At 63.1% G+C, this 22,274-nt stretch carries 17 protein-coding genes; 12 read left to right on the top strand and 5 right to left on the bottom strand.

What is annotated here, in order from left to right; all coding sequences use genetic code 11:
* Positions 1 to 215 precede the first annotated feature (215 nt).
* The 11 genes from MRY80_RS03355 (at position 216) to MRY80_RS03305 (ending at position 13,740) form a co-directional block, all read left to right on the top strand.
* Positions 216 to 1,238, top strand: coding sequence for a sugar ABC transporter substrate-binding protein (locus tag MRY80_RS03355; protein WP_293287991.1), 1,023 nt, complete (start codon positions 216 to 218; stop codon positions 1,236 to 1,238).
* A gap of 75 nt (positions 1,239 to 1,313) precedes the next feature.
* Complete coding sequence (locus MRY80_RS03350) at positions 1,314 to 3,842, top strand: ATP-binding cassette domain-containing protein (protein ID WP_293287989.1); 2,529 nt, start codon at positions 1,314 to 1,316, stop codon at positions 3,840 to 3,842.
* Entirely contained in the window at positions 3,839 to 4,822 is a 984-nt protein-coding gene (locus MRY80_RS03345; RefSeq protein ID WP_293287986.1) for an ABC transporter permease, read from the top strand. Before MRY80_RS03350 ends, MRY80_RS03345 begins: the two co-directional genes overlap by 4 nt.
* Entirely contained in the window at positions 4,777 to 6,294 is a 1,518-nt protein-coding gene (locus MRY80_RS03340) for an amidase family protein (protein WP_293287983.1), read from the top strand. Before MRY80_RS03345 ends, MRY80_RS03340 begins: the two co-directional genes overlap by 46 nt.
* Positions 6,295 to 6,629: 335 nt before the next feature.
* Positions 6,630 to 9,281: a TonB-dependent receptor gene (locus MRY80_RS03335; protein WP_293287980.1), complete on the top strand. Its 2,652-nt coding sequence runs from the start codon at positions 6,630 to 6,632 to the stop codon at positions 9,279 to 9,281.
* A 221-nt stretch (positions 9,282 to 9,502) separates the two neighbouring features.
* Positions 9,503 to 10,114, top strand: coding sequence for a biliverdin-producing heme oxygenase (locus MRY80_RS03330; protein ID WP_293287978.1), 612 nt, complete (start codon positions 9,503 to 9,505; stop codon positions 10,112 to 10,114).
* On the top strand, positions 10,089 to 10,607 hold the full coding sequence (locus MRY80_RS03325) for a YbaN family protein (RefSeq protein WP_346433375.1): 519 nt from the start codon (positions 10,089 to 10,091) through the stop codon (positions 10,605 to 10,607). Before MRY80_RS03330 ends, MRY80_RS03325 begins: the two co-directional genes overlap by 26 nt.
* Positions 10,598 to 11,065, top strand: coding sequence for an Rrf2 family transcriptional regulator (locus tag MRY80_RS03320; RefSeq protein WP_293287976.1), 468 nt, complete (start codon positions 10,598 to 10,600; stop codon positions 11,063 to 11,065). The genes MRY80_RS03325 and MRY80_RS03320 overlap by 10 nt, the downstream gene beginning before the upstream one ends.
* Before the next feature lie 156 nt (positions 11,066 to 11,221).
* Positions 11,222 to 12,193, top strand: a complete 972-nt coding sequence (gene exbB / locus MRY80_RS03315) for a tonB-system energizer ExbB (protein ID WP_293287973.1) — start codon at positions 11,222 to 11,224, stop codon at positions 12,191 to 12,193.
* 6 nt (positions 12,194 to 12,199) lie between these two features.
* Positions 12,200 to 12,778 (top strand): TonB system transport protein ExbD, encoded by a 579-nt coding sequence (gene exbD / locus MRY80_RS03310; RefSeq protein ID WP_293287970.1) that lies wholly within the window; start codon positions 12,200 to 12,202, stop codon positions 12,776 to 12,778.
* Complete coding sequence (locus MRY80_RS03305; RefSeq protein WP_293287967.1) at positions 12,775 to 13,740, top strand: energy transducer TonB; 966 nt, start codon at positions 12,775 to 12,777, stop codon at positions 13,738 to 13,740. The genes exbD and MRY80_RS03305 overlap by 4 nt, the downstream gene beginning before the upstream one ends.
* A 397-nt stretch (positions 13,741 to 14,137) precedes the next feature.
* On the opposite strand, the gene MRY80_RS03300 is transcribed toward MRY80_RS03305, so the two are convergent.
* From MRY80_RS03300 to MRY80_RS03280, 5 genes are all read right to left on the bottom strand, one after another.
* A complete protein-coding gene (locus MRY80_RS03300; protein ID WP_293287965.1) occupies positions 14,138 to 15,160 on the bottom strand; it encodes a FecR domain-containing protein in 1,023 nt (340 codons plus the stop codon).
* Positions 15,161 to 15,332: 172 nt separating this feature from the next.
* Positions 15,333 to 15,848: a sigma-70 family RNA polymerase sigma factor gene (locus MRY80_RS03295; RefSeq protein WP_293288359.1), complete on the bottom strand. Its 516-nt coding sequence runs from the start codon at positions 15,846 to 15,848 to the stop codon at positions 15,333 to 15,335.
* Between the two features lie 268 nt (positions 15,849 to 16,116).
* Positions 16,117 to 18,546, bottom strand: coding sequence for a TonB-dependent receptor (locus tag MRY80_RS03290; RefSeq protein WP_293287962.1), 2,430 nt, complete (start codon positions 18,544 to 18,546; stop codon positions 16,117 to 16,119).
* A gap of 233 nt (positions 18,547 to 18,779) precedes the next feature.
* Positions 18,780 to 19,742 (bottom strand): FecR family protein, encoded by a 963-nt coding sequence (locus MRY80_RS03285; protein WP_293287960.1) that lies wholly within the window; start codon positions 19,740 to 19,742, stop codon positions 18,780 to 18,782.
* Positions 19,743 to 19,877: 135 nt separating this feature from the next.
* On the bottom strand, positions 19,878 to 20,414 hold the full coding sequence (locus MRY80_RS03280; RefSeq protein WP_293287958.1) for an RNA polymerase sigma factor: 537 nt from the start codon (positions 20,412 to 20,414) through the stop codon (positions 19,878 to 19,880).
* A gap of 885 nt (positions 20,415 to 21,299) precedes the next feature.
* Here MRY80_RS03280 and MRY80_RS03275 point away from each other — a divergent pair.
* Positions 21,300 to 21,923, top strand: coding sequence for a hypothetical protein (locus MRY80_RS03275; protein ID WP_293287956.1), 624 nt, complete (start codon positions 21,300 to 21,302; stop codon positions 21,921 to 21,923).
* The last annotated feature ends 351 nt before the right edge of the window (positions 21,924 to 22,274 follow it).

Raw genomic sequence — 22,274 nt, 5'->3', positions numbered from 1 at the left:
GCTTCTGCTCCGACAACGCGCTTCGCCAGTTTTCGCGAACCGGAAGGTTGCACGCGGCCTCTCGGGACGGTGGTGTTCCGGCTACTTCCGGGGTGTCAAGTATATTGGACACGACGGCCTGACCAGCTTGTCTGCCCGGGCCGATATGCAATGGTCATATAGCACCCAGGGGCCGACGCCGTCGGGCGGGTTGCCGATAAACAAGGAGAGCGCGAATGAAAGTCTTTGGTAACCTCGTCGGCCTGGCCATTTCAGCAAGTCTACTGACTGCCGTGCCGGCGCTTGCACAGGACAAGGTGATCGGCGTGGCCGCCATCGACCTGCAGAACCCGTGGTTCGTGCGGATGAAGGAATCCGCCGACGTCGCCGCCGGCGACTATGGCGTGACCACCACCTGGCAGAGCGCGGAAGCAAATCTGGAGAAGCAGATTTCCATCGTCGAAAGCTTCATCAACCAGAAGGTCGATGCGATCCTGATCGATCCGCTCGACAAGAACGCCCTGCTGCCTGTCATCACCAAGGCCAAGGACGCCGGCATTCCGGTCGTCACGATGGGGAACCACGTGAAGGGCGACTGGAACCATTCGACCCTCTATCCCGACGATGCCGATCTGCGCGTCGTCGCAAAGGCGCTCGGCAAATCGCTCGACGGCAAGGGCCAGGTGGCGCTGCTGGTCGGCACGCGCGGAAATTTCGTGTCCGACACGCGCGAAAAGGCGTTCAAGGAAACGCTGGCCGAGGAGTTTCCGGATATCGAACTGGTCGGCGTGCAGCCCACCGACTGGAACACCACGAAGGCCGCGACGGCCGCCGAAACCTGGCTGTCGACCTATCCCGATCTCAAGGCCATCGCCTGCATCTCCGATTCCATGTGCCTTGCCGCCAATACTGTCGCCGAAGCGCTGGGCCGCGACATCGTGTTCGCGGGCGACAATGGTGACGCGGAAATGATGCCGCTGGTCGAAAGCGGCAAGATGATCATCACCGTGCTGACCAGCCCGCAATATGTCGGCTACTGGAACATGTCGGTCGGCGCGCGGCTGGCCAATGGCTCGGAATTTCCCGAGGCGCTGTACATGAAAACCTATTATATCATGTCGGATGCGACAGCCGCTGCGCTGAAGGAAAAGGGGCTCGACATCGACTACATCACGCCGGAAGAGGCGTTGGTCGAAGCAGACAATGTGAAGGAGCCGCTCGGTCCCCAGCAGCCCGACAGCGCGATGACCTCTCAGTAAAAGAGCATGGAACCCACTGCGAGCATCTCGAAGCCGGCGCACCAAGCGCCGGCTGCATTTCAGAAAGCCGGACGCATGAGATCGCTCATCGAAAGATGGTCGCACGAACTGGCCATCGCCGGGATCGCATTCATCGCCGTGATCGTCTTCGGCCTGATCGAACCGCGTTATCTTCTGCCCGGCAATCTCATCGACATCGTCCGGCAAACCGCGGTCATTGCAATCCTCGCCTTCGCCATGACCGCCGTGATCGCCGCCAGGGGTATCGACATGTCGATGGGCGGCATCCTGGCGCTGTCCGGCATGGTCCTTGGCATCATCCTCAGCGCCACGGGCTCGGAGGTCCTCGCCATCCTGGGGGCTATCGCGACGGGATGCGCGGTCGGTCTCGTCAATGGCGTGATCACCGGCGTCTTCGGGATCAATGCCTTCCTGTCGACCTTTGCCATGCTTGCCGTGATGCGCGCCGGCGCGCTGATGGTCAACGAGTCGAGCAGCATTCGGGTGCAGGGGCCCTTCGTTCTGTGGACGGGTCAGGGCGAGCTTTTGGGAGTTCCGGTCAGCATCGTGGTGATGGCGTTCATGTGCGCCCTCTGGATCTTCCTGCTGGGGCGAATGCGCCTCGGCCGGTGGATCTTCGCCGTCGGCAATTCGCCCTCTGCGGCCGTCGCCTCGTTGCTGCCGGTTCCCACCATCATCATGTCGACCTATGTGCTGAGTGGTCTGTCTGCGGGCATCGGTGCGGTCGTGACCGTCGGCCGTCTTGGATCGGCGCAGCCGCTCGCCGGGGCAGGGATCGAGTTCGCCGCGCTGACCGCCGCGATTATCGGCGGCGCGCGTCTCAACGGCGGACGCGGCTCCATAATCGGCACGTTCCTCGGGGCGATACTGCTCGGATTGCTCGGCACGGGCCTGTCCTTCATGCAGATCTCGCAGCAGATGACCTATGTCGTGACAGGCACGATGGTCATCCTTGCTGTGCTGATCGCCGATCCCGCCTTCCGAAACCGGTTGCTGCGTGTTGCAGGCCCACTGGCCGGACGCGACCGGGCAGGCCATGGCGAGGCCGCTGCTTCACCGGGCATCGCTCAACGATCGGGCTCGCAGGACCCGGTTGTCGAGGGCAAGCTCGACGCAGTCGTGCGTGTGCGGGGACTGTCGAAGAGCTACGGCGCGATCCAGGCGCTCAGCAAGGTCGATCTGAACATAAGGCCCGGGAAGGTGCTGGCTTTGCTGGGCGAAAACGGTGCCGGAAAATCCACGCTGGTCAAATGCCTCGGCGGCACGGTTCGCTGCGATGCGGGCGAGTTGCTGGGGCGCGGCGGCGCCTCCAGCCTTCGCGACCGTTCCGACGGCGCCGACTGCGCCATCGTGCATCAACATTTCAGCCTCGTGCCGGACTTGTCCCTCGTCGACAACCTCGTCGCGGTTCGCGGCGCCGGGTTTTCCGCTTTCGGTCAGAGGAAGCGCCTTCGCGAGAAGCTGAATGAAATCCGTTCCGAGTTCGGCCTTGATGTCGATGCTTCGGTTCCCGTTCGCGAACTGACTGTCGGGCAACGCCAGATCGCCGAGATCATCAAGGCGATCATCGAGGACAAGTGGCTGATCATCATGGACGAGCCGACCAGCGCGCTGACGGTTGCCGAGCGCGAGGCGCTGTTCAAGGTGATCGCCGAGCTCAAGTCGCGCGGCAAGGCCGTGATCTATATCAGCCACAAACTCGACGAAATCTTCGAGGTCGCCGAGCACATCGCGGTCTTGCGCGACGGCAAGCTGGTTGGCGAAGTCACCACCGCGGAGACCGACGCCGCCGAACTGATCCGCATGATGGTCGGCCGGCAGATCGACGCCGTCTTCCCGCATGTGGAGGCCGCCACGTCGGATGTAGCGCTGCTCGTCGAGGATCTCTGCGACGGAAACATTTTGGCGTCCGCATCCTTCGACGTGAAAAAGGGCGAAATCCTGGGCATTGTTGGCCTGATGGGGAGCGGGCGCACCGAACTGCTGCGATGCATAGCCGGCCTGTCCGGCAGAACAGCAGGTTCTGTAACGGCGGGCGGCCAGCACATTGCCCCCGCAGATCCGCTCGGCGGCCGGGCCGCAGGCATCGGATACGTCCCGGAAGACCGATTGAAGGACGGCATCTTTGCCGACCTTTCCATCGGCGCCAATCTCACGCTATGCCGGCTCTCGAACCTTGGGGTCGCCCCACGGCCGGCAATGCTCCGGAGCATCGCCTCGGACTGGATCGATCGGCTGGATGTGCGGCCGCGCAATCCCTTGATGCGCGTGGGCGACCTCTCCGGCGGCAACCAGCAGAAGGTGGTGCTGGGGCGCTATCTCGCCATGTCTCCGACCGTGTTGCTGCTCGATGAACCCACGCAGGGGGTCGATGTCGGTGCGAAGTCCGAGATTCACCGCCTGATCGGCGAACTGAAGAAGACGGGTGCCGCGATCGTCATCGTGTCGAGCGAGCTGCCGGAAGTCTTGGGTGTGGCGGACCGTATCCTGGTCATGTCGGCCGGCCGGAGTTACGGTCCGGTGCCGCGCGGTACGACGCCCGAGACGATCATGGCAATGGCATTGGCGGGGTTGAACCGATGAAGCCGAACAATCCCCTCACCAGCCTCCTCAACCCGACCTTCGCGCCGGTGCTGATCCTGCTGCTGCTGGCGGCGGTCTTGGGCCTGACCGATCCGCGCATCCTGTCGCCCGGCAATCTGCTGACGATCTCCATCGCCGCCGTTCCCATCGTGCTTGTGGCGTTGGCGACGATGGTGACGCTGGTCTCGGGCGGCATCGATCTGTCGGTCGGCAATCTGGTGACCTTCCTGTGCATCACGCTGGCGACCGTATTGACGGCGACGACGTCGCTGCCGCTGGCGCTCGCCGCCGGGCTGTTGACGGCGCTCGCCGTGGGCGCGGTCAACGGCGCGCTGGTCGGACTGCTGCGAATTCCACCCTTCATCGCAACGCTGGCGACCATGATCGCGCTGCAGGGGGCGACGCTCTATTTCGCGCAGGCCGGGGTTCTGATCGTCAAGGAACCGGTTCTGCGGGTGCTCGGGCAGGGCGCATTCCTCGGCGTGCCGATGCTGATCGTCTACGCGCTTGCCGCCGGCGTCGTTGCGATGCTGGTCATGCGACACACGCCATTCGGATTGAGGATCTACGCTGTCGGTTCTGACGCCGACGCAGTGGCGTTGTCCGGCGTGCCGGTGGCGCGCATCCGCTTCTTCACCTATCTGCTCGCTTCGGTCTTCGCGTTCCTGTGTTCCATCGCGCTTATCGGGCGGGTGCCGATCGTGACCGCGACGATGGGGGGCACATCCCTTCTGCTCGACGGCTTCTCGGCCGCCGTTTTGGGTGGCGTATCGATCTTCGGTGGCCGCGGCACGGTCCTCGGCGTGTTTTGCGGCGCGCTCGCGATCAGCCTTATCACGGCGGCGACGCAGGTCTTCGGTGTCGATCCCGCCGCGATCGGACTGATCAAGGGCATGATCGTGCTGATGGCGCTGGCGACTGATCGAGGGCTGCAATGGCTGTCACGGCGCTACAGTCTCCCGAAGGCGAACGCGGCGTGAAGCGGGAGGCAGGTCAGTCCGTGGATGCGAAGAGGCTCGCCGTACTGGCTGATCGCCTCGGCATCGCCTGCACGCCGGACCAGCTCGCGCAGATCGGTGACGCCATCCCCGATCTCCTGAACGATATCGACGCGACTTTTGCGCACTGGTCGGACGCTGTCACGCAAGCACCCGCGAACGCCGGGCGCTCCCATTCGGCTCCTTTGCCAGAAGAGGATCCGTACAACGCCTGGGCGACGCTCTGCCATATCGAAGGCGCCTCAACCGGGCCGCTCGCGGGCAAGACGGTCGCGGTCAAGGACAATATCCAGGTTGCCGGACTGCCCATGCAGAACGGTTCGGTCGAACTGGAAGGTTACATCGCCGAGGCGGATGCGGAAGTGGTATGCCGCGTGCTGGACGCTGGCGGCACGATTGTCGGCAAGGCGCGCTGCGAGAATTACTGCCTCTCGGGCGGAAGCCATACCGGATATGGCGGGCCGGTGCGGAACCCGCATGATCCCGAACGAACGACCGGCGGTTCGTCCTCGGGTTGCGCGGCGCTTGTCGCCTCGGGTGCCGTGGACATGGCCATCGGCGGGGACCAGGGCGGGTCGGTGCGCATCCCGGCCTCGTTTTGCGGCGTTGTCGGACTGAAACCGACCTGGGGCCGCATTCCATATGCGGGCGCGATGGCGATGGAGCCCTTCATCGACCATTTGGGGCCGATCACGCGGAATGTCGCCGACAACCGCCTGTTCTTTTCGGTGTTGGCCGGAGACAAGGCGATGCGCGATGCGCCGTTGGCCGGCATGGAGGGACTGCGTCTTGGCGTGCTGGAAGAAGGGTTCGGACAGCCGAATGCCGATGCGGCGGTGGAGCGTGCCGTACGCGAGTGCCTGGCCGCGCTCGGGAGAACCGGCATCTCCGTAGCCCCGGTCTCTGTGCCGCAACATCGTCACGCGTCGCCCATCTGGACGGCCATCGGCCTTGATGGCATGCGGCGCATTCTGCTGGACGGCGAAGGCGCGGGTGATTCCGCCACCGGCGGCTGGCCGCTCGGAGTGACCCGCCATCTGCACGCGCAGCGCGCTGAGCACGGGGTTCGGGCGTCCTTGCGAACGCTCCAGTTTTTCCTCGCGGCGCAACTGGTTCACGAAGAACGAGGCGGTGCGCCCTATGCGTTCAGCCGCCAGGCCGCGGAGAGGCTTCGCAGCTGTTACGATGACGTTCTGAATTCTGTGGATGTGCTGGCCATGCCCACGACGCCGCACGCTGCCGCGCGGCTGCCGGGCGACACTTCACTGGCGGCGAGCAATTTCGCCGCGAGTTCGATGGCTGCGAACACGGTCGCGTTCAATCTGACGCATCATCCTGCGCTTTCTGTGCCATGCGGGTCCGTCGCCGGGTTGCCCGTCGGTCTCATGCTGGTCGGCCGCCACGGCGAGGAAGACACACTCTATCGCGTGGCGGCGGCGGTGGAAGCATCATAGCCGACCAGGTTCAGCAACGATGAGATGATCCGCGCCCGACGGTTGCAGGACGGGTTCACGCTTGTCGTGGCCACCTCTTCCATCTGGGCGCGGGGCCGGCCGGACTGGTCCTCGATTGCCTCCCGACCCGTCATTAATCCTGAGATAAATTATCCACTTTTTTTGTGACGACCCGAATGCCCGCGCGTCTCTTGGGGTGAGGGGGCGGTTCTGCGGTGTGAGCGCGGAGGCCCGTCATCAAAGGACAGAAGGGCGTTGGAATGAGTAAGAGTCACCTAGTCGGGGATGTGCAAGCGAAAGCCGTGAGATCCAGGGGGATTGCGCGGATTGCCGGCATGTTGCTGTGTTCGACCGTGCTTGGTTTTTCCGGGGTGCTGTCGATGCCGGCGGCGCGAGCCCAGCAGGCCGAAACGCTGAGAATTTCGATACCGGCGCAGCCGTTGAGCTCGGCGATCGACGCCTTCAGCCGGACCACCGGCTGGCAAATCGGCTATTCCTCGCCGATCGACGGAACCCTTCGGACGCGTGCGGTGTCGGGCAACATGACACCCCGGCAGGCGCTGCAGTCGATGCTCGCCGGAACCGGAATCTCCATCAGGATCACGGGCACCAGCAGCGCCGCTCTTGTCGATCCGTCCGCCACGGCCGTCGATCTTGAGGATGACGGCTCGCTGTTGCTCGACACGATCACCATCGACGCCGGCGGACGCGGCGCGCCGGCAGGCTCCGGGTTCAAGGGCACGCCGGACTGGGTCTACGAGACGTCCGACAGTGTCAGTGTCATTTCGCAGGAAGCGATCGACCAGTCCGGTGCGCGTGACACGCGGGAACTGTTCAACTCGGTCTCCGGCGTCTACTCGGGTGACGGTCTCGGCAGTGCGCCCGGCGTATCGCCGAACATCCGTGGCCTGCAGGATTCAGGCAGGGTTGTCGTCTCCATCGACGGCGCCCGACAGAACGCCCAGGACGGCGGGCGGTACGGCGCGGCGACAACCGGCTTGTACGGCACGGCGATGGTCGATACGGCGTTCGTTCGCACTATTGACATCGACAAGAAGACCGACGCCTCGGCGAACAATGCCGGTTCGTTGGGCGGCGCGGTGGATTTCCGGCTGGTCAAGGCCGACGACATCATCTCGCCGGACAAGCAATGGGGCGTCGAGATGGACGGGGCCACCGGCACCAACGCCTATGAATTCGCCGGCTCGATCCTCGGCGGCTTGAGGCTGAGCGACGAGGTGTCGCTGATCGTCGGCCTGAGCGCGCAGCAACTCGGCGCATACGAGCCGGGACACAATGGCGATGCAGACGCCCGGTTCGATCTTACGGACCGCGACAACCGGTCCTCGCTGGTGAAGCTGGAGGGCGACTATGGAGACCTTCGGACGTCGCTGGCTTGGCTGCATCAGGAGAACCGCTACGCTTACACGACCGGCGGCGACGGCACCTATGGTAGCCGCTTCGACACGCGCACGGATTCGGTGATCGGAGACCTGGAATGGTCTCCCGACGATCCGCGCTTCGACGTCAAGGCGAAGCTGTGGTTCAACAATTCGGCCACCGATGAGATTCGCGACGCGCGCGAAATCATCAGCGTTCCCGAAACCTATATCGACAAGCGGCTGACCTCGTTCGGCGGAATTCTGGAGAACACCTCGGTGCTCGAAACAGCAGCCGGGCCGCTGACCCTGAACTACGGTGTCGAGGCGTTCCGGGATGACGGTGCGAAGTCTGCGACCAGCGAGACGATTGCGGAGAATCCGCATTACGCGACCTCCTACGGGACGTTCAGTCCGCCCGGCACACGCGATGTCGCCAGCGGTTTTCTCAACGCGGAATTTGACCCGGTTTCTTGGATGACCCTGAACGGGGGCCTGCGCTACGATTGGCATCGGCTTCAAGGGAAGCCAGTGTACTATAATGATCTGTCTTACTCGGACTATGTGTTCATTCCGTGCGACCCCGTGAGCAACCACTATTCTGCTGCGGATTACTACAGTGAAGTTTTTCTCGTTCAAAACCCTACCTGGACGAACTATCCGGTCTACGAGAACATCTTATTCCCCTCGTTTTGTATGCCGGGGACCAATACGGGCGATACGGTCTACATCGAGGACATTCACGAGAATCTGCTTGAAATTGACCGTTCCGACGGGGCGTGGCTGCCGAGCGCGACGGTGGAGGTCAGGCCGCTCGACGGGGTCGACTTGTTCGCAAGCTATTCCGAAAGCTTCCGGCCCCCGACGCTGACTGAAGCCTTCATGACCGGCAGCTTCGCACCGGGCGACTATTTGGGTCAAAGCGTCGCGCCGAACGCTTACCTGCGACCGGAACAAGCCCGCACGTTCGAGATCGGCGCGAACATCCGCGCTGAAGGCCTGATCGCCCCGGACGACGCCTTTGCTGCGAAGGTCGTCGCCTTCTACCGCGAGGTCGACGACTACATCGTATTCGGCCAGATACTCCCTGACGATGGACCCGGGCGGACCTATCAGGGCTTCGTCAATCTCGACGGCACCGCCTATATGCGCGGTCTCGAAATCGAGGCGAATTATGATGCCGGACAGTTCTGGCTGGGTACGGCAGCGTCCTTCCTTGACGTCGATTGGCCGCAGAAAACCGAAGTGTTCAGCAACGGCACGACCACGACGAACGGAGAGGTGTTTGCGTGGAGCAACAACGTTCCGCCGCGTATGAAGCTGGTCTTCGACGGCGGTGTGCGGCTGTTCGAGCGGAAGCTTACGCTCGGCGCCACGGTGAACCACGTCACGCCGACCAATACCGCCTATATCGACAATGAAGGCGACGTCGTCGAGCACTCCGGTCCTTACACGACGCTCGATCTTCGCGGATCCTACAGGTTCAACGAGAATACGACCCTGCACGCCTCCGTCACCAACGTGACCGACGAGCGATACGTGCCGGCGACAGGCGTGTATCTCGCGCCGGGCAGGACCTACATGGCGAGATTGAAGACGAAGTTCTGAATCTGTCGCCATTGAACATGGGTGGCCGGCGGACAACTCCGCGCCACTCGTGCCGTTTTCACCACCAGCTCTTGATGCGTCGGATGTCGGGTGACTGCGTCCTCGCGGATGCCGACGTCAAACATGTGAAAAATACTCAACTTTCTTTGAAGGATCGGGCGGCCTGAATCGTCTTTACCAGTAAGGGGCCGATCGGCAGCCGAGCAATCAGGAGTACCACAATGGAAGCAATCGAGGTCGATCGGCAATCCGCCGACCTTACGCGTGTGAAGCGTTTCAAGGCGGAAACGCATTCCGCGCATGAACGTCTGGACAATGCGATCATGGCGCGCGAGCCGTTTTCGAGCCGGGAGCGCTATGCCGGGTTTCTCCGGGTGCAGTATCTGTTTCACCGCGATATCGACGCGCTCTACCGCCATCCTGTCCTCAAATCGGTGCTGCCTGACCTCGACGGACGCCGGCGGATGTCGCTTGTCGCGCAGGATCTGACCGATCTTGGCGCTGCTGTCCCCGTGTCGCCAGCGCGGCCGGCGTTCGACCTGGACGAGCCCGCCGACATTCCCACGGCCCTCGGCTGGCTCTATGTGGCGGAAGGGTCGAATCTCGGCGCGGCGTTCTTGTTGAAAGCGGCCGCGAAACTGGGACTGTCGGAAACCTTCGGCGCAAGGCATCTCGCCGGCGCGCCGGAGGGCAGGGGGCTTCACTGGCGCACCTTCACTTCGGCGCTGGACGAATATCCGCTCGATCCGGACGGAGACGAGCGCGCCGTCGCAGGCGCCGTCGCCGCTTTCGCCCGCGTCTCGGACTATGTGCGTCTCGCCTACGATGGCTGACCGCATTGCGGCCGAGACTGACGGGGTTCGGTCCGTGGGCAAACCGGTTGCCGGTCACCGGATCGGCGGCCCGGTGATCCGCGCGGCCTGTTGTGCGCTCGGCTGTCTGATGCTGGCGCTCGGCGTGATCGGCGCTTTTCTGCCGGTGATGCCGACCACGGGGTTCCTCATTCTCGCTGCCCTGTTCTTCGGCCGCTCGTCACCGCGGTTTGAGGCCTGGATGCTCGACCATCCTCGTTTCGGACCCGCCATCCGGGACTGGCGAGAGCACGGCGCGATCTCGCGCCGCGCCAAGCTCATGGCCTGCGCCGGCATGACTTTCGGCTTTGTGGTCTTGCTGGCCCTCGCCTCTCCCGGGCCGGGGCTGGCAGGTCTGGTCGCGGCCTTCATGTTGGTGGCGGCTCTCTATCTCGTCACTCGTCCGGCCGTTCCTGGAACCTTCGAAAACGCGGGTGATCGCGGCAAGCCGGAAGGGAATCGATCATGCATCTGACACGTCAATCGGAGATCGCGATCACCATCCTGATGGCCTGCGCAGAGGACGGTGAAGAATTGACCCGGACACAGGAGGCCGCCGAGCGGGCGGGAACGAGCAAGGACTTCGCCGCCCAGGTCGTCGCCATGCTCGTCCATGCCGGATATCTGGAGAGCCGGCGCGGACGATATGGCGGACTCAGCCTTGCCATGCCGGCGGAAGACATTCCGCTCGGCGCGTTGCTCTGCCTGACGCAATCCGGAATCGGGCATGACAAGCGGGGCGCGAGGGCATCGCCCTCACATGCGTTCGAAAGCGTCTTGAGGGCGGCGACCGTCTCCTTTCTTTCGACTTTGGACAGTTTCACCCTTGCCGATCTGATGGAAGGGGAGGGGCGTAGCCGTCTCGCCTGCCTCGATTGCGCGCTCTGGGCGGCGATGGCGCGCCGTCCGCTGCCCCGAAGGACAGTCAGCTAGCCATCCAGCGGCCGAGTGCGCCTTCGGCGCCCACCAGCCAGACAGCAAAGCGCCAACCAAAAAGGATCGACCATGCCCGGCACGAAGCCTGCCTCATCACATCTCCGTCCTTGTTTGCGAGGGCGCCCGACATGGGCACAGGCTCTGCTTGCGTTCATGCTGACGTTCTGCGGACCGGTCTCGGCGCAGGAGACGGCCGAGCCCGCCGCACAGGCGGAGCCGGTCGGACCGGGCGCATCATCGCCATCGGAAGCCGCGCAGCAAGCCTCGCCCGCGCCGGGGATGACCGATGAAGACGCCGAGCTGGCGCCCGAGGAAGGGCAGTCCGCGGACGACGATGCCGCGCCATTGGGCAACCAGGCGTCGGAGACGGAGGAACACACACAGGTGGCCGCCCTGCCTTCGCCGGAAGCGTCGACCCTGCCGCACAACCTGTCGCCCTGGGGCATGTTCTTGGCGGCGGACAACGTGGTCAAGGGCGTGATGATCGGGCTTGCGGTCGCTTCCGTTGTTACATGGACAGTGTGGCTCGCAAAATCGCTGGAACTGATGGGTGCGAACATGCGTGCGCGCGGCGTGCTGAGGATCGTGACGCGCGCGAACGATCTGGCGGAGGCCGGCCATGCGCTCGGCGGGCGCCGCAGCCCGGCCGCGCTCCTGGTCCAGGCCGCGCAATACGAGTTTCAGCGCTCCCAGGGCGCGCTCGACCATGCGGGCGGGCAAGGGCTCTTGCAGCGCGTGACCTCGTCCCTTTCGCGCATCGAGGCACAGGCTGGACGGCGGATGACGCGCGGGACCGGCGTGCTGGCGACGATCGGTTCGACTGCCCCCTTTGTCGGCCTGTTCGGCACGGTCTGGGGGATCATGAACGCCTTCATCGGCATCTCGGAAGCCCAGACGACCAATCTCGCCGTCGTCGCGCCTGGTATCGCCGAAGCGCTTCTGGCGACGGCTTTGGGGCTGGTCGCGGCGATTCCGGCGGTGGTCTTCTACAACGTCTTCGCGCGCGCGACCGCCGGCTATCGCCAGCTTCTCGCCGACGCATCCGCCGCCGTGGAGCGGCTGGTGAGCCGGGATCTCGACTATCGCAAGACGCCGCAGCCCGCCTTGCAGCAGGCTGCGGAGTAGCGGTCCATGGCAGGCAGTCTGAATGTCAGCGCCGAAAACGACGATCTGACGGAAAATCATGAGATCAACGTGACGCCGTTCATCGACGTCATGTTGGTGCTGCTCATCGTCTTCATGGTGGCCGCGCCGCTGGCCACCGTCGATGTGGACGTTGATTTGCCGGCATTGACGGCGGAGCCGAAGGAACGGCCGGACGAGCCGCTCTATTTGACGCTGAAGGCCGATCTGACGCTGGTGCTCGGCGAGGTGGCGGTACCTGCCGACGCGCTTCAGGCGGCGCTTGACCGGCAGACCGAAGGAGACCGGCAGACACGCATCTTTCTGCGCGCCGACAAGGTGGTGCCCTATGGCGAACTGATGGGTGTGATGAACCTGCTGCGCGATGCAGGTTATCTGTCGATCGCGCTGGTCGGGCTGGAGGGCGTCCCCGCGACCGGCGGGTCGATCGGGGGCCACGCCGCCTCCGTGGATGCGAATGATGGCGGCGCTGCGGCGCGGGACGCGGAGGGGGCGTCCGGGCCGGCGGGGCAGGCCGAACACCCGATCGGCGCGGACGGCGAACGCGGAGCCGGCCGTAACCCGTGAGAGCATATGCGGACATCCTTCCTCCCGAAGCGCTTAGCCGGTTCTCGTGGAGCCGGGTCGGGCTATGGTCGCTCGCTGCCGTGATGATATTGTCGGCGCATGTGGGTACGGCGATCTGGTCGATGCGCACGCCGACGGCTGAGACCGTCCAGGAGGCCGCGCCGGCAGCGATCATGATCGAGATGGCCGCCGAGCCGGCCGCGCCGGAATCGGATGAAGAGGAGATCGCACCGCAGGAGACAGAATCCGCGGAAGCCATGGCAGCCCAGCCTGTCGAGCTGGCCGAGCAACCGGAGGAGGAGGTCGAGCCCGATCCAGACACGCTCCCGGACGTCGTCGAGGAGCCCGAACCGGAAGAAATCGTCGAGGATCCGGAGCCTGAAAAGCCTGAGGAGATCGTCGAGACGTCACGGCTCGAAACGCCCGAACCCGAGCAAGCCGAGGAGATGACGGAGGAAGAGCCCGAATCGCTGCTCGAGGCGACGAACGTCCCGATCCCCACGCCGCGTCCGGCCTACACGCCACCCAAGATGGTGGAGAAGCCCAAACCGAAGAAGAAGGTCGCCGCAACGCCGAAGACGAAGAACGCGGCGTCCCACGCGTCGGCGAAGGCGAAGGTGAAGGCGAAGAAGGCGCCTGTCGCCGCCGCCAAGCAGACGAGCCGCGGTGCAGCGCGCACGATCTCGCCGGCCCGCTGGCAATCGCGCCTGTTGGCGCATCTGGAACGCCGAAAGCGCTATCCCTCAGGCGCGAAGCGCCGTCGCGAGCAGGGCGTCGCCTATGTCCGCTTCACCATCGACGCCGCCGGCAACGTGAAATCGGCCAGGCTCGCGCGCTCGTCGGGCTTTCCGGAACTCGACCGCGAGGTTGTCGCCATGGTCCGGCGCGCTTCGCCCGTCCCCGCCCCGCCGCCGGGCGTCGGCAGGACGATAACCGTGCCGGTCAGGTTCAGGCTGAAATAGGAGATTTGCGGATTTTGGACAGGCCTGCGACCGACGGGTCATTCAGGTCGTCGACGCAGATGGCCACCAGATAATCTAACGGGGTCGGAAGTTCCTGCGAATTTCCGACCCCGTCGATAGGGCAAGAACGCACAACTGGCTCGTCGCGGCCCTGATTCGCCAGCCGTGGGAGTGTCGTCTTGCCTGTTCCGCTATGTTCAGATGCGCGATTTCCGTACCCTGACTATAAAACATGATAAATTTTGTCAAATTAATGTTCGGTTCAACGAACTCCCGCCCATAGCCTGGGAGCAGCTGACCCGTCCTTTGGCGATGGGCCGTCGCGCTCACACTACGGGTCCGTACTCGCCCGAGAAGTCGCGCAGGCGTTCGGGTCGTCAAAAAGAAAGGGGATACTCTATCTCAGGATCAGTATTCTGCCCGGAAGCCGGGTGACGGAAACGCCTGCGGCCTCTGCCAGCGTGCGGATCGCCGCCTCCGGCTGGTCCAGATCGTAGTTGCCGCTGACCAGAAGATCTTTCAGCCTGTTGTCGGCGACGATCACGCGACCGTCGTAGTAGCGCCGCAAGGTCGCAAGCGCCGTCGCAAAACTCTGCTCGCGAAAGATGATGCGGCCATCCAGCCAGGCGAGCGCGCGCGCCAGATCCACCTCCCCGACCGGGGACAGCGAGTCTTCGTCCGCAACGATCATCTGGCCGGGATCGAGCCGCACCCGGTCTTCGGGCCACGAAAAACGGCTCACATCGACCAGTCCTTCTTCCAAAACGATGGAGTCCCCGGTATCGCCGCGCCTTACCGCAAAGGCGGTTCCGATATCCACCGTCTCGCTGAATTGCGCCGTGACGGTGAAGGGATGCGCATCGTCGTGCCGGACGTCGAAATAGGCCTCCCCTTTGAGGAGCCTGACGCTCCGTCGCCCGTCCTCGAAGTCGAGCGCGGCCGCTGATGCAGTGTTCAGTCTCATGACCGACCCGTCCGGCAGATCGATCGTCTTGCGCTCGCCGACGGCGGTGACATGATCCGCCTGCCAGTCCAGCCACAGATCGGGCCCCTGTAAGACGCCGACCGCGAGAACAATAATAGCGGCCGCGGCAGCGACCATGGTTCGAACGCGCGCGGGGACCGTGCCCGCATGCGCCCGATGCGAATTCATCGACAGGGCGCCGCGCTTTCGGTCATCCGCCTCCACCGCCAGACGCATGGACGCCATCCCGTGCATTCGCTCAAGCCTGTCGAAAGCTTCAAGGTGTCTGTCGTCGCTGCGTCGCCATCGCTCGAAGTCCCGCAGGATGGCCGCATCGGGCGTGCTGTCCTGAAGGCGCATGAACCAGTCGAGCGCCTCATCCGTGATCGCGTCCGGATGGCGATGGGGCTCGTCCGCTTCGAGCTCTGCGCTCTTGTACTCTCGCACGGTCTTCATCCGAATTCCGGATCCCCCGGGGTATTCGGGACCAATGGATGGTCCGGGTGTCCGAATGCCTCACAGAAGAGACGTTTCGCCGACCGGCAAGTCACAAACAATCCTCCCGGGACACCCCAACCGGCGTCCGTCTGCCGCGCTTTGGCCAATGTCGGCAGATGGAATACGCCCCTCAACCGTTTTCCAGGCGCTTCAACACGTCATGGCAGTGGCCCATCACGAGTTTTACGTCATTGTAGACCGTGTTGCGCGATACCCCCAGGTGCCTGGCCACGCGATCATAGGTCCAGCCGTCGATCTGCGACAGTTTCCAAGCCTTCTTCGCCCGCTCGGGCAGTGAATCGAGCGCTTCGGCAAAACGGCGAAAGCGCTCCTTCTCGATCAACGCATCCTCAGCGCTGACGGTATCGGCCGCAACCGCTTCGATCGTCGCTTCACCGGCGTTGCGGTCCTCGAAGCGCTCACGGCTGCGTTGGCGCCTTCGGTAGTCGATTGCGAGATTGCGAGCTGTCTGGCGCAAGAAGGCCGCGACATTGACGATCGGGCCACCCTCGGACGCCCGGTATGCGCGAATATAGGCTTCCTGGGTCAGGTCTTCGGCAACCTGGCGATCCTTGACGATTCTCAGGACGAGCCCGATCAACGAATGCCGGTTCGAAGAGAATATCTCGGTTAGCGTGGCAGACACGGTCAGCACCTGCCGGGAGCGCGAATAGCTGACATCCGGTTCGGAGAAAACTCTCCCGTCACCGGCTGGATAAGAGCCCCGTAATGCATTGCAAATTTCCGACGCCTCGTGAGTTCCGTCGGGCCGCGTACCCTGAAACTCATAGAACGAACTTGTCGGTCTATCAATATTTGCAGTGGCGCAGCTCTCAACCTAGAACGGCAGGTCCTCCCTGACCCCTTGTCGGAGGCCGGCCCGGCGAATGCCGGGCCGGCCTGAAGGGACGTCGTTAGAACCTTACCTTCAGAGACATCGTCGCCGTCCGTCCGGGCGCGCCGAAATTCGGATTGCCGAGCGTGTCGGCATAAGCCACGTCCGTGATGTTGCTGACAGCGAAGTTGAGTGTCGCGGTTTCGTTGAAATCGTAGGAACCGAAGATGTCATAAACAGTGAAGCCGTCGATATCCGACTGGTGACCCGCCGACCCGCGATAGACCGAGGGGCCCGAATAGGTGACCCGCCCGCCGAGCGTGAGGCGCTCGTCGAGAAAGCGCATCCCGGCCTGCGCCGTCGCCTTGTGCTTCGGCGGCACGTATATGAAAAGGCCGCCTTCGGACTCGGCATCGCCCTCGATGACGCCGGGGATGACCACGTAATGGTAGGTGTAGCTGGTGTCGAGATCGGCATCGAGATAGCTGTAGGATCCGCCGACGAAGAACCGGTCGGACTCGTAGTTCGCCTCGAGTTCGACGCCCTTGAACCGGCTGTCGTTTGCGGCATTGATGTTGGTGTAAACAAGCGGATTGGGCGTGACGACGGCCAGCGAGATGTAGTTCTCGACACGCCGGTCGAAACCGGCGAGCTTCATCCGCAACGAATCTCCTGGTGCCAGCAGGTCGTCGAGCCTCAGATTGGCGCCCACTTCCCACGTCGTCGAATGCTCCGCCTCGAGATCGGGGTTGGGTGCATAGAACTGCCCGGCACTTCCGATATGGGTGCCGCTGGCGGCGTTCTCCATGATTGCCGGCGGGCGATAGCCTTCGGAATAGGACGCGAAGACATCGAGCCAGCCGGTCGGCGATATGGTCACCGAGGCCGACGGCAGGAGCCGGCCGCCGGAACTCGCGACGTTCTCCTCGTAGTAGCTGCTGGTCGTGCCGTCCCACATCAGCGCCGTGGCGGAGAGGTCATAGGCGTCGTAGCGCAGGCCGGCGCCGACGCTCAGCCAGTCGGTCACCGCGTAGTCCGCGCTGGAAAACAGGCTGGCGACACTGCGGGTTCCTTCCGGCATCGCACCGGCAAACCAGGCGCCGTCGGGATCGTCCGTCGGATCGGACCCGGCCGACGCGCTCGTGGTGTCGTCGCGAAACGCTTCCAGACCGTAATTGACCGAGAGCATGCGGTCCGCCAGTTGGAAATCGCTGGTGTTTTCCAGCGTCACCCCGACGGAACGCATGCGGTAATCGACGTCGAAGGCGCCGTAATTGGTGCGCGCCGGCCGGTACTGGGAGACATGCGTGTCGTTGTACCAGAGATTGGCCTTCAGATCGACGAAGGGCGACAGCGGATCATATTCGTAGCCGGTCCGCAAAGTGTGGTTCGTCGTGGTGTTGGTATCGATATATTGCCCGGTTCCCGTGGCATAATCGCCCTGGAAGCCGAGCCAGCTCAGGACGAGCGACTGTTCGTCGTCGGGCACGATCTCCGCCTTGAACAGACCCGACCAGATATCGGAACCGGTGTAGTCCGCCGGTTCGGTGACCGGACCGAAATAGCCTGCGATTTCTCCATTGTGTCCGATATCGTAGTCGCCGAGCTTCTTGTGGCTTACGCCGCCGACAAACGAGAGCGTATCGGACGCCCTGGCTGCAGCCAGGATCGATCCGGAGAATTCATAGGCGTTGGTGCCCGTCGTCCCCTCGACCTCGCCGCCGATGCTGTCGCCCGGATCCAGCAGATCGTCCGCCGTGACGGTCCGGAAATCGACCTGGCCGCCAAGCGTTGCCGCACCGCCGGCGCCTGCTGCAACCGTCTTCTCGACCTCGACCGCACGGATCATTGCCGGGTCCAGATAGGTGTAGCCAGTCGACCCGTGGCCGGAGAGCTGGAAATTCTGGCGCACGCCGTCGATCATCGTGTTCACGCGCGCCTGGTCCTGCAAGCCGCGGACATTGACGTTGATCCCCGGGTCCTGCGGATTGTCCGCAGTGTAGGTGCCCGAGACGTCATCGAGCAGATCGTTGCCGTGTCGCGCGGGATTGGCATCCAGACTGTCGGTGGACACGACGCTGACCGCCTCCGGTGTCTCGTAGACCCAATCGGGCGTGCCCTGGAAGCCGCGGCCCGATTTGGCCGTGCGGTCGGCGCCCGCCGTCACGTCGATGGCGTCCAGCATGGTCGATCCGTCGGCGGCGACACCGGCGGAAGCTTCGGCGGCCGGATCGATGATCGTGACGGTGTTCACGCCGCTGAACCGGAATCCGAGACCGGTGCCCTCGAGCAACCGCTCCAACGCAGCCTCGTGCGTGAGCGAACCGGATACACCGGCACTGATCCGCCCGGCAGTGAGCTGCGAGGCGAAGATCAACCGCATCCCGGCGCGATCGGCGAATTGGGTCAGCGCCGAACCAAGTGGCTGGGCGGCAATGTCGAACCGGCTGGTCACGTCCGCCTGCGCTTGTGCCGAAGCCATCAGCGGGGCGAAGATCCAGCCCGTCACGCAAACAGCTGTTGTCGCCAGCAGGACGATCCGCAGCGAAGTGCGCCGTGCTTGCCTCGTTATTTCCGGATTTGCGCGTCTCATACGCCGCTCCCATGCCTGTTGTTCACACCGGGACGCCGAATGAGTTCTTCGGTTTTTCGGGCGTCCTTTCCTCAGGACGAAGCGGGGAAACGATCCCTGCACCGGAAATCGAAATAAGTGGATATTTTTTGTCTAGTTTTTAGATTCGCCTATCGCAGCAGCGTCACTAGCGGCAGCCGCACGATGCGTACGGGAAGGCTCATCTCGATCGCGGAGAGTACGGCGTCCGGATTGTCGAGGTCGAACACGCCGGTGACTTCGAGCTCCGCCGTCCGCCGGTTCGCTATGACAATACGGCCGCGATACTGACGGTCGACTTCACCGACGACTTCAGAGAGCGGCCGGCGGTCGAAGACCAGCTTGCCTCTGCGCCATGCCGTTTCGACATCCGCATTGACGCCCTGCGTCGTGGACGGCGCGCCGGTAGCGCCATAACGGACGCGCTGGTCGGCTTGCGCCCGGGCCACTTCCGCCGGCGCCCCAGGAGACGCAACATCGACCACCCCCTCGATCACGGTGACGACCACTTCGTCGCGCCGGATGTCGATGTCGAAAGCCGTGCCGATCGCGCGCGTTCGTCCGCTTTTCGCCTCCACTATGAAAGGACGTGCCGGATCGTGCGCGACTTCGAAGATCGCCTGCCCGCGATGCAGCGTCAGACGGCGTTCCGCGGAGCCGAAGTCGACCGACATCGCGGTTTCCGCGTTCATCCGAACGACGGAACCGTCCGCAAGCGCAATCTCACGCCGCTCTCCCGTTCCCGTGATATGGTCGGCGAAAAGGCCGGGGCCGATCAATCCCGCCTGATGGGCCGCCAGGCCGCCCGCCGCGATCACGCCACCCCCGAGCGCGGCGCGTCGGGTGAGACGCCGCCGCGCCACCTGCCGCTCTGAAGCGCGCTGTTCGTCGCTGGCCATACCGACGCCGTACCAGATCGTCTCGGCCTCCACGGCCGCGCTCTCATGCGCATCGCTTAGACTACGCCATGCGTCGAATGCGGCGTGATCCTCGTCGCTCGCCGAGCCGGAATGCAACCGAACCAGCCAGTCGATGGCTTCATCGCTCAACTGGATATCGGCGTTCTCCGTTTGGTTTTCGTCGCCGGTCATCATCCGCCAGGCAGATCTCCCTCGAAAAGCGTTTCCGGCCACGCACGGCCGGAAATCGCCTCGTCAGCCATAACAAGGACGAAACAGCCGCCGGCTTCCTGCACAGGCAAGGAGAAGATTCTTCCCGATCGCGCGGGTTCAATCCAGCGCGCGAAAATGATCTCTGCAATGGCGCAGCGCCTGCGCAAGGTATTTCGCGACCATGCTCTCCGAGACCTTCAGCCTGTCGGCGATCATCGCATATGACAGGCCGTCGCAGCGGCTTAGAAGCAGTGCAGTCCGCGGTTTGGAAGGCAATTGCGAGAGCGCGATCACGAGGCAGCGCAACCGGTCCCGATCGATGACGCATGTTTCCGGAGAGGGCCGGCTGTCGGCGATCGCCTGCATAAGGTCATCGTCACTGATGCAACGCGACGAGTGCCGGTTTTCCTTGCGCAGAAGGTCGATGGCGATATTGCCTGCGATGCGCAGAATGAATGCCTGGCTGTCACGAACCGTGTCCGGGGTTTCCTTCAGCGCGGCGAGGCGAAGCCAGGTTTCTTGTAGCGCGTCTTCCGCCAGTTCATGCGAACCGGTGCGCCGCTTCAACGCAATGCGCAACGTATTCCAGTGACGGAGATAGGCGGAAAGCAAATCCTCTCGGTTGTCGAATGTCAAACTCATCGGCGACGCCATTAGACCGTCTCAAAACAGTGTCCGAGCCTCAAGAACTCGCGAAAACCTTGAATGCCTTGCAAATCCGGAACCCGGCTCACGGCGGCTGCGCAAGCGTACGTTATTTAATATGAATATTATTGTCCACTTTTAATGAATCACGTCACTGGCGCGCCGGCGAACTCGCCAAGGCTTGCGCTTACAGCTGTGCGCGAGCATTCGAGGGAAATGATGCGTCGTGTACCTGTCGATCGCGTGAACGATCCTTCGGCCGAAGACATTCGGCGCATTTGCGATATGTTTGTCGAAGCCACGTCGGGTAACCTGCGGAAACTACGCAGTTATCCGGCGACGAAGCATGAATAGCAATTTTGGAGGAGTGGTTGGCTGTGAATTTATTTTTCGGCGAACCAGTCTCTGGTCGCAATTGCCTGGTTTGCAGGGAAAATACAGGGAATCCGGGCCACAAGGCGCGTGACGGTGACGGAAATTTGCGGGTGATTTCAATGGGTTTGGTGCAACTTCCCTGATGCGCAGAGTAGGGAAATCATTCGGCCCCTGCAGGGAAAGGTTGCGCGCGATCGGGGATTTCTCGCCTGAAACCCCGCTCTTGTGGTGCCCCCTGGCGGGTTCGTATTGTCGTTAGCCGGGATGCAATTGCCGTTAGGTGGGAACGCATTGCAGTTACTTGGGAACGGATCGCAGTTTCGGGCAATTGGAGCGCGATTGTGCGGGACCGTCGTTCCGCGAGGCGATCGCGGGGCCGGACAGATTGGCGGCCAGCAATATCAATTGCCTTTCCGTGCGCATCGTTTTCGGAGCGCGGGCTGCTGACAAGCCTGGACGCAATGACGACACAGCGATGAGTGAAGTGCCGATCGCGATAGGGACTTGCGAGATATTGCGATGGCGGACCTGATTGACATTGGCGCCGACGATCTGCCGGTCGAGCGGCGATTGCGGCTCTCGATCCGGTGGCGGTCGATACGCACCCTCTTCATGTTTCCCGATGAGGCGTGTGCCTATTTCTCGATTGGTCTCTTCCTTGGTGACCAACCGCTTTTCAATGAAGCCGTCTACCCGGACGTCGATGATGAAGTCAGCGCCTCCACTTCGAAGGGCTACTTCAAGGTCTATGACGACAATTGCGACTTGCTCACCGGGCTTCGAGACCTGCTGGTCGCAAACAAGCGCTTCGACTTCGAGGATTTCGTCGAACCGCTGTTTCGCCTGATCATCGCGCCGGACGCGCTCGATGCGGCCGACAAGGTAACGTCCGACACCGACGACTTCGATGTGCTCGCAATCATCTATTCGGGTGGAAACTGGCATGGCCAGGCGCTGGGTGACACTGGTCCTGCCGTCAGGTTGCGGGTTGCGCGCAATGATATTGCAGCGTTCTTTCGCGAGCTTCTAGACGAAGCGCTGGACCCGGATGTCTGCGCCGAGGACTCCCGGCAGATTTTGCGCCAACGTTTCAAGGATGACCTCGCGAACCGACCCGAAACAGCCAGCGGCATGCCTCTCTGAGGCCCGTTCGCGTGAATGCCAGGCCGGAATTGCTTCCGGGTGAGCAAATGGCGCAGAAATGAAATTCCTTGTTTGGCTCGCTGTGGCACGTTGAATGGAATCCAATTCTAGAAAAATGCCGGTTTTGCCTCCTCCCGGTTTTTTGAAGCCGGTTTTCGATTTGAGGGGTCTTCGAGGGCTTCTAAAGGGGCTCTAAAGGGCCTTTCGAGAGATACCGTTTCGAAAGCGAAACGATCGGAAACAGTTTTGCTTTCTGCATGGCCCCCCGTTGCGACGCTTGTCGGTGTTCCGGTAATGTTCATGTCATCGCCAGCGGGCGATCACCTCTGACAAACCAACCTCCGCACTTCA

Origin of the sequence: Oricola sp. (genome assembly GCF_022763245.1) — a bacterium.
In the GTDB taxonomy this organism is placed as follows: domain Bacteria; phylum Pseudomonadota; class Alphaproteobacteria; order Rhizobiales; family Rhizobiaceae; genus Oricola.
The sequence above is the reverse complement of the archived record's forward strand: the minus strand, read 5'-3'. Positions and strand labels throughout refer to the sequence as shown.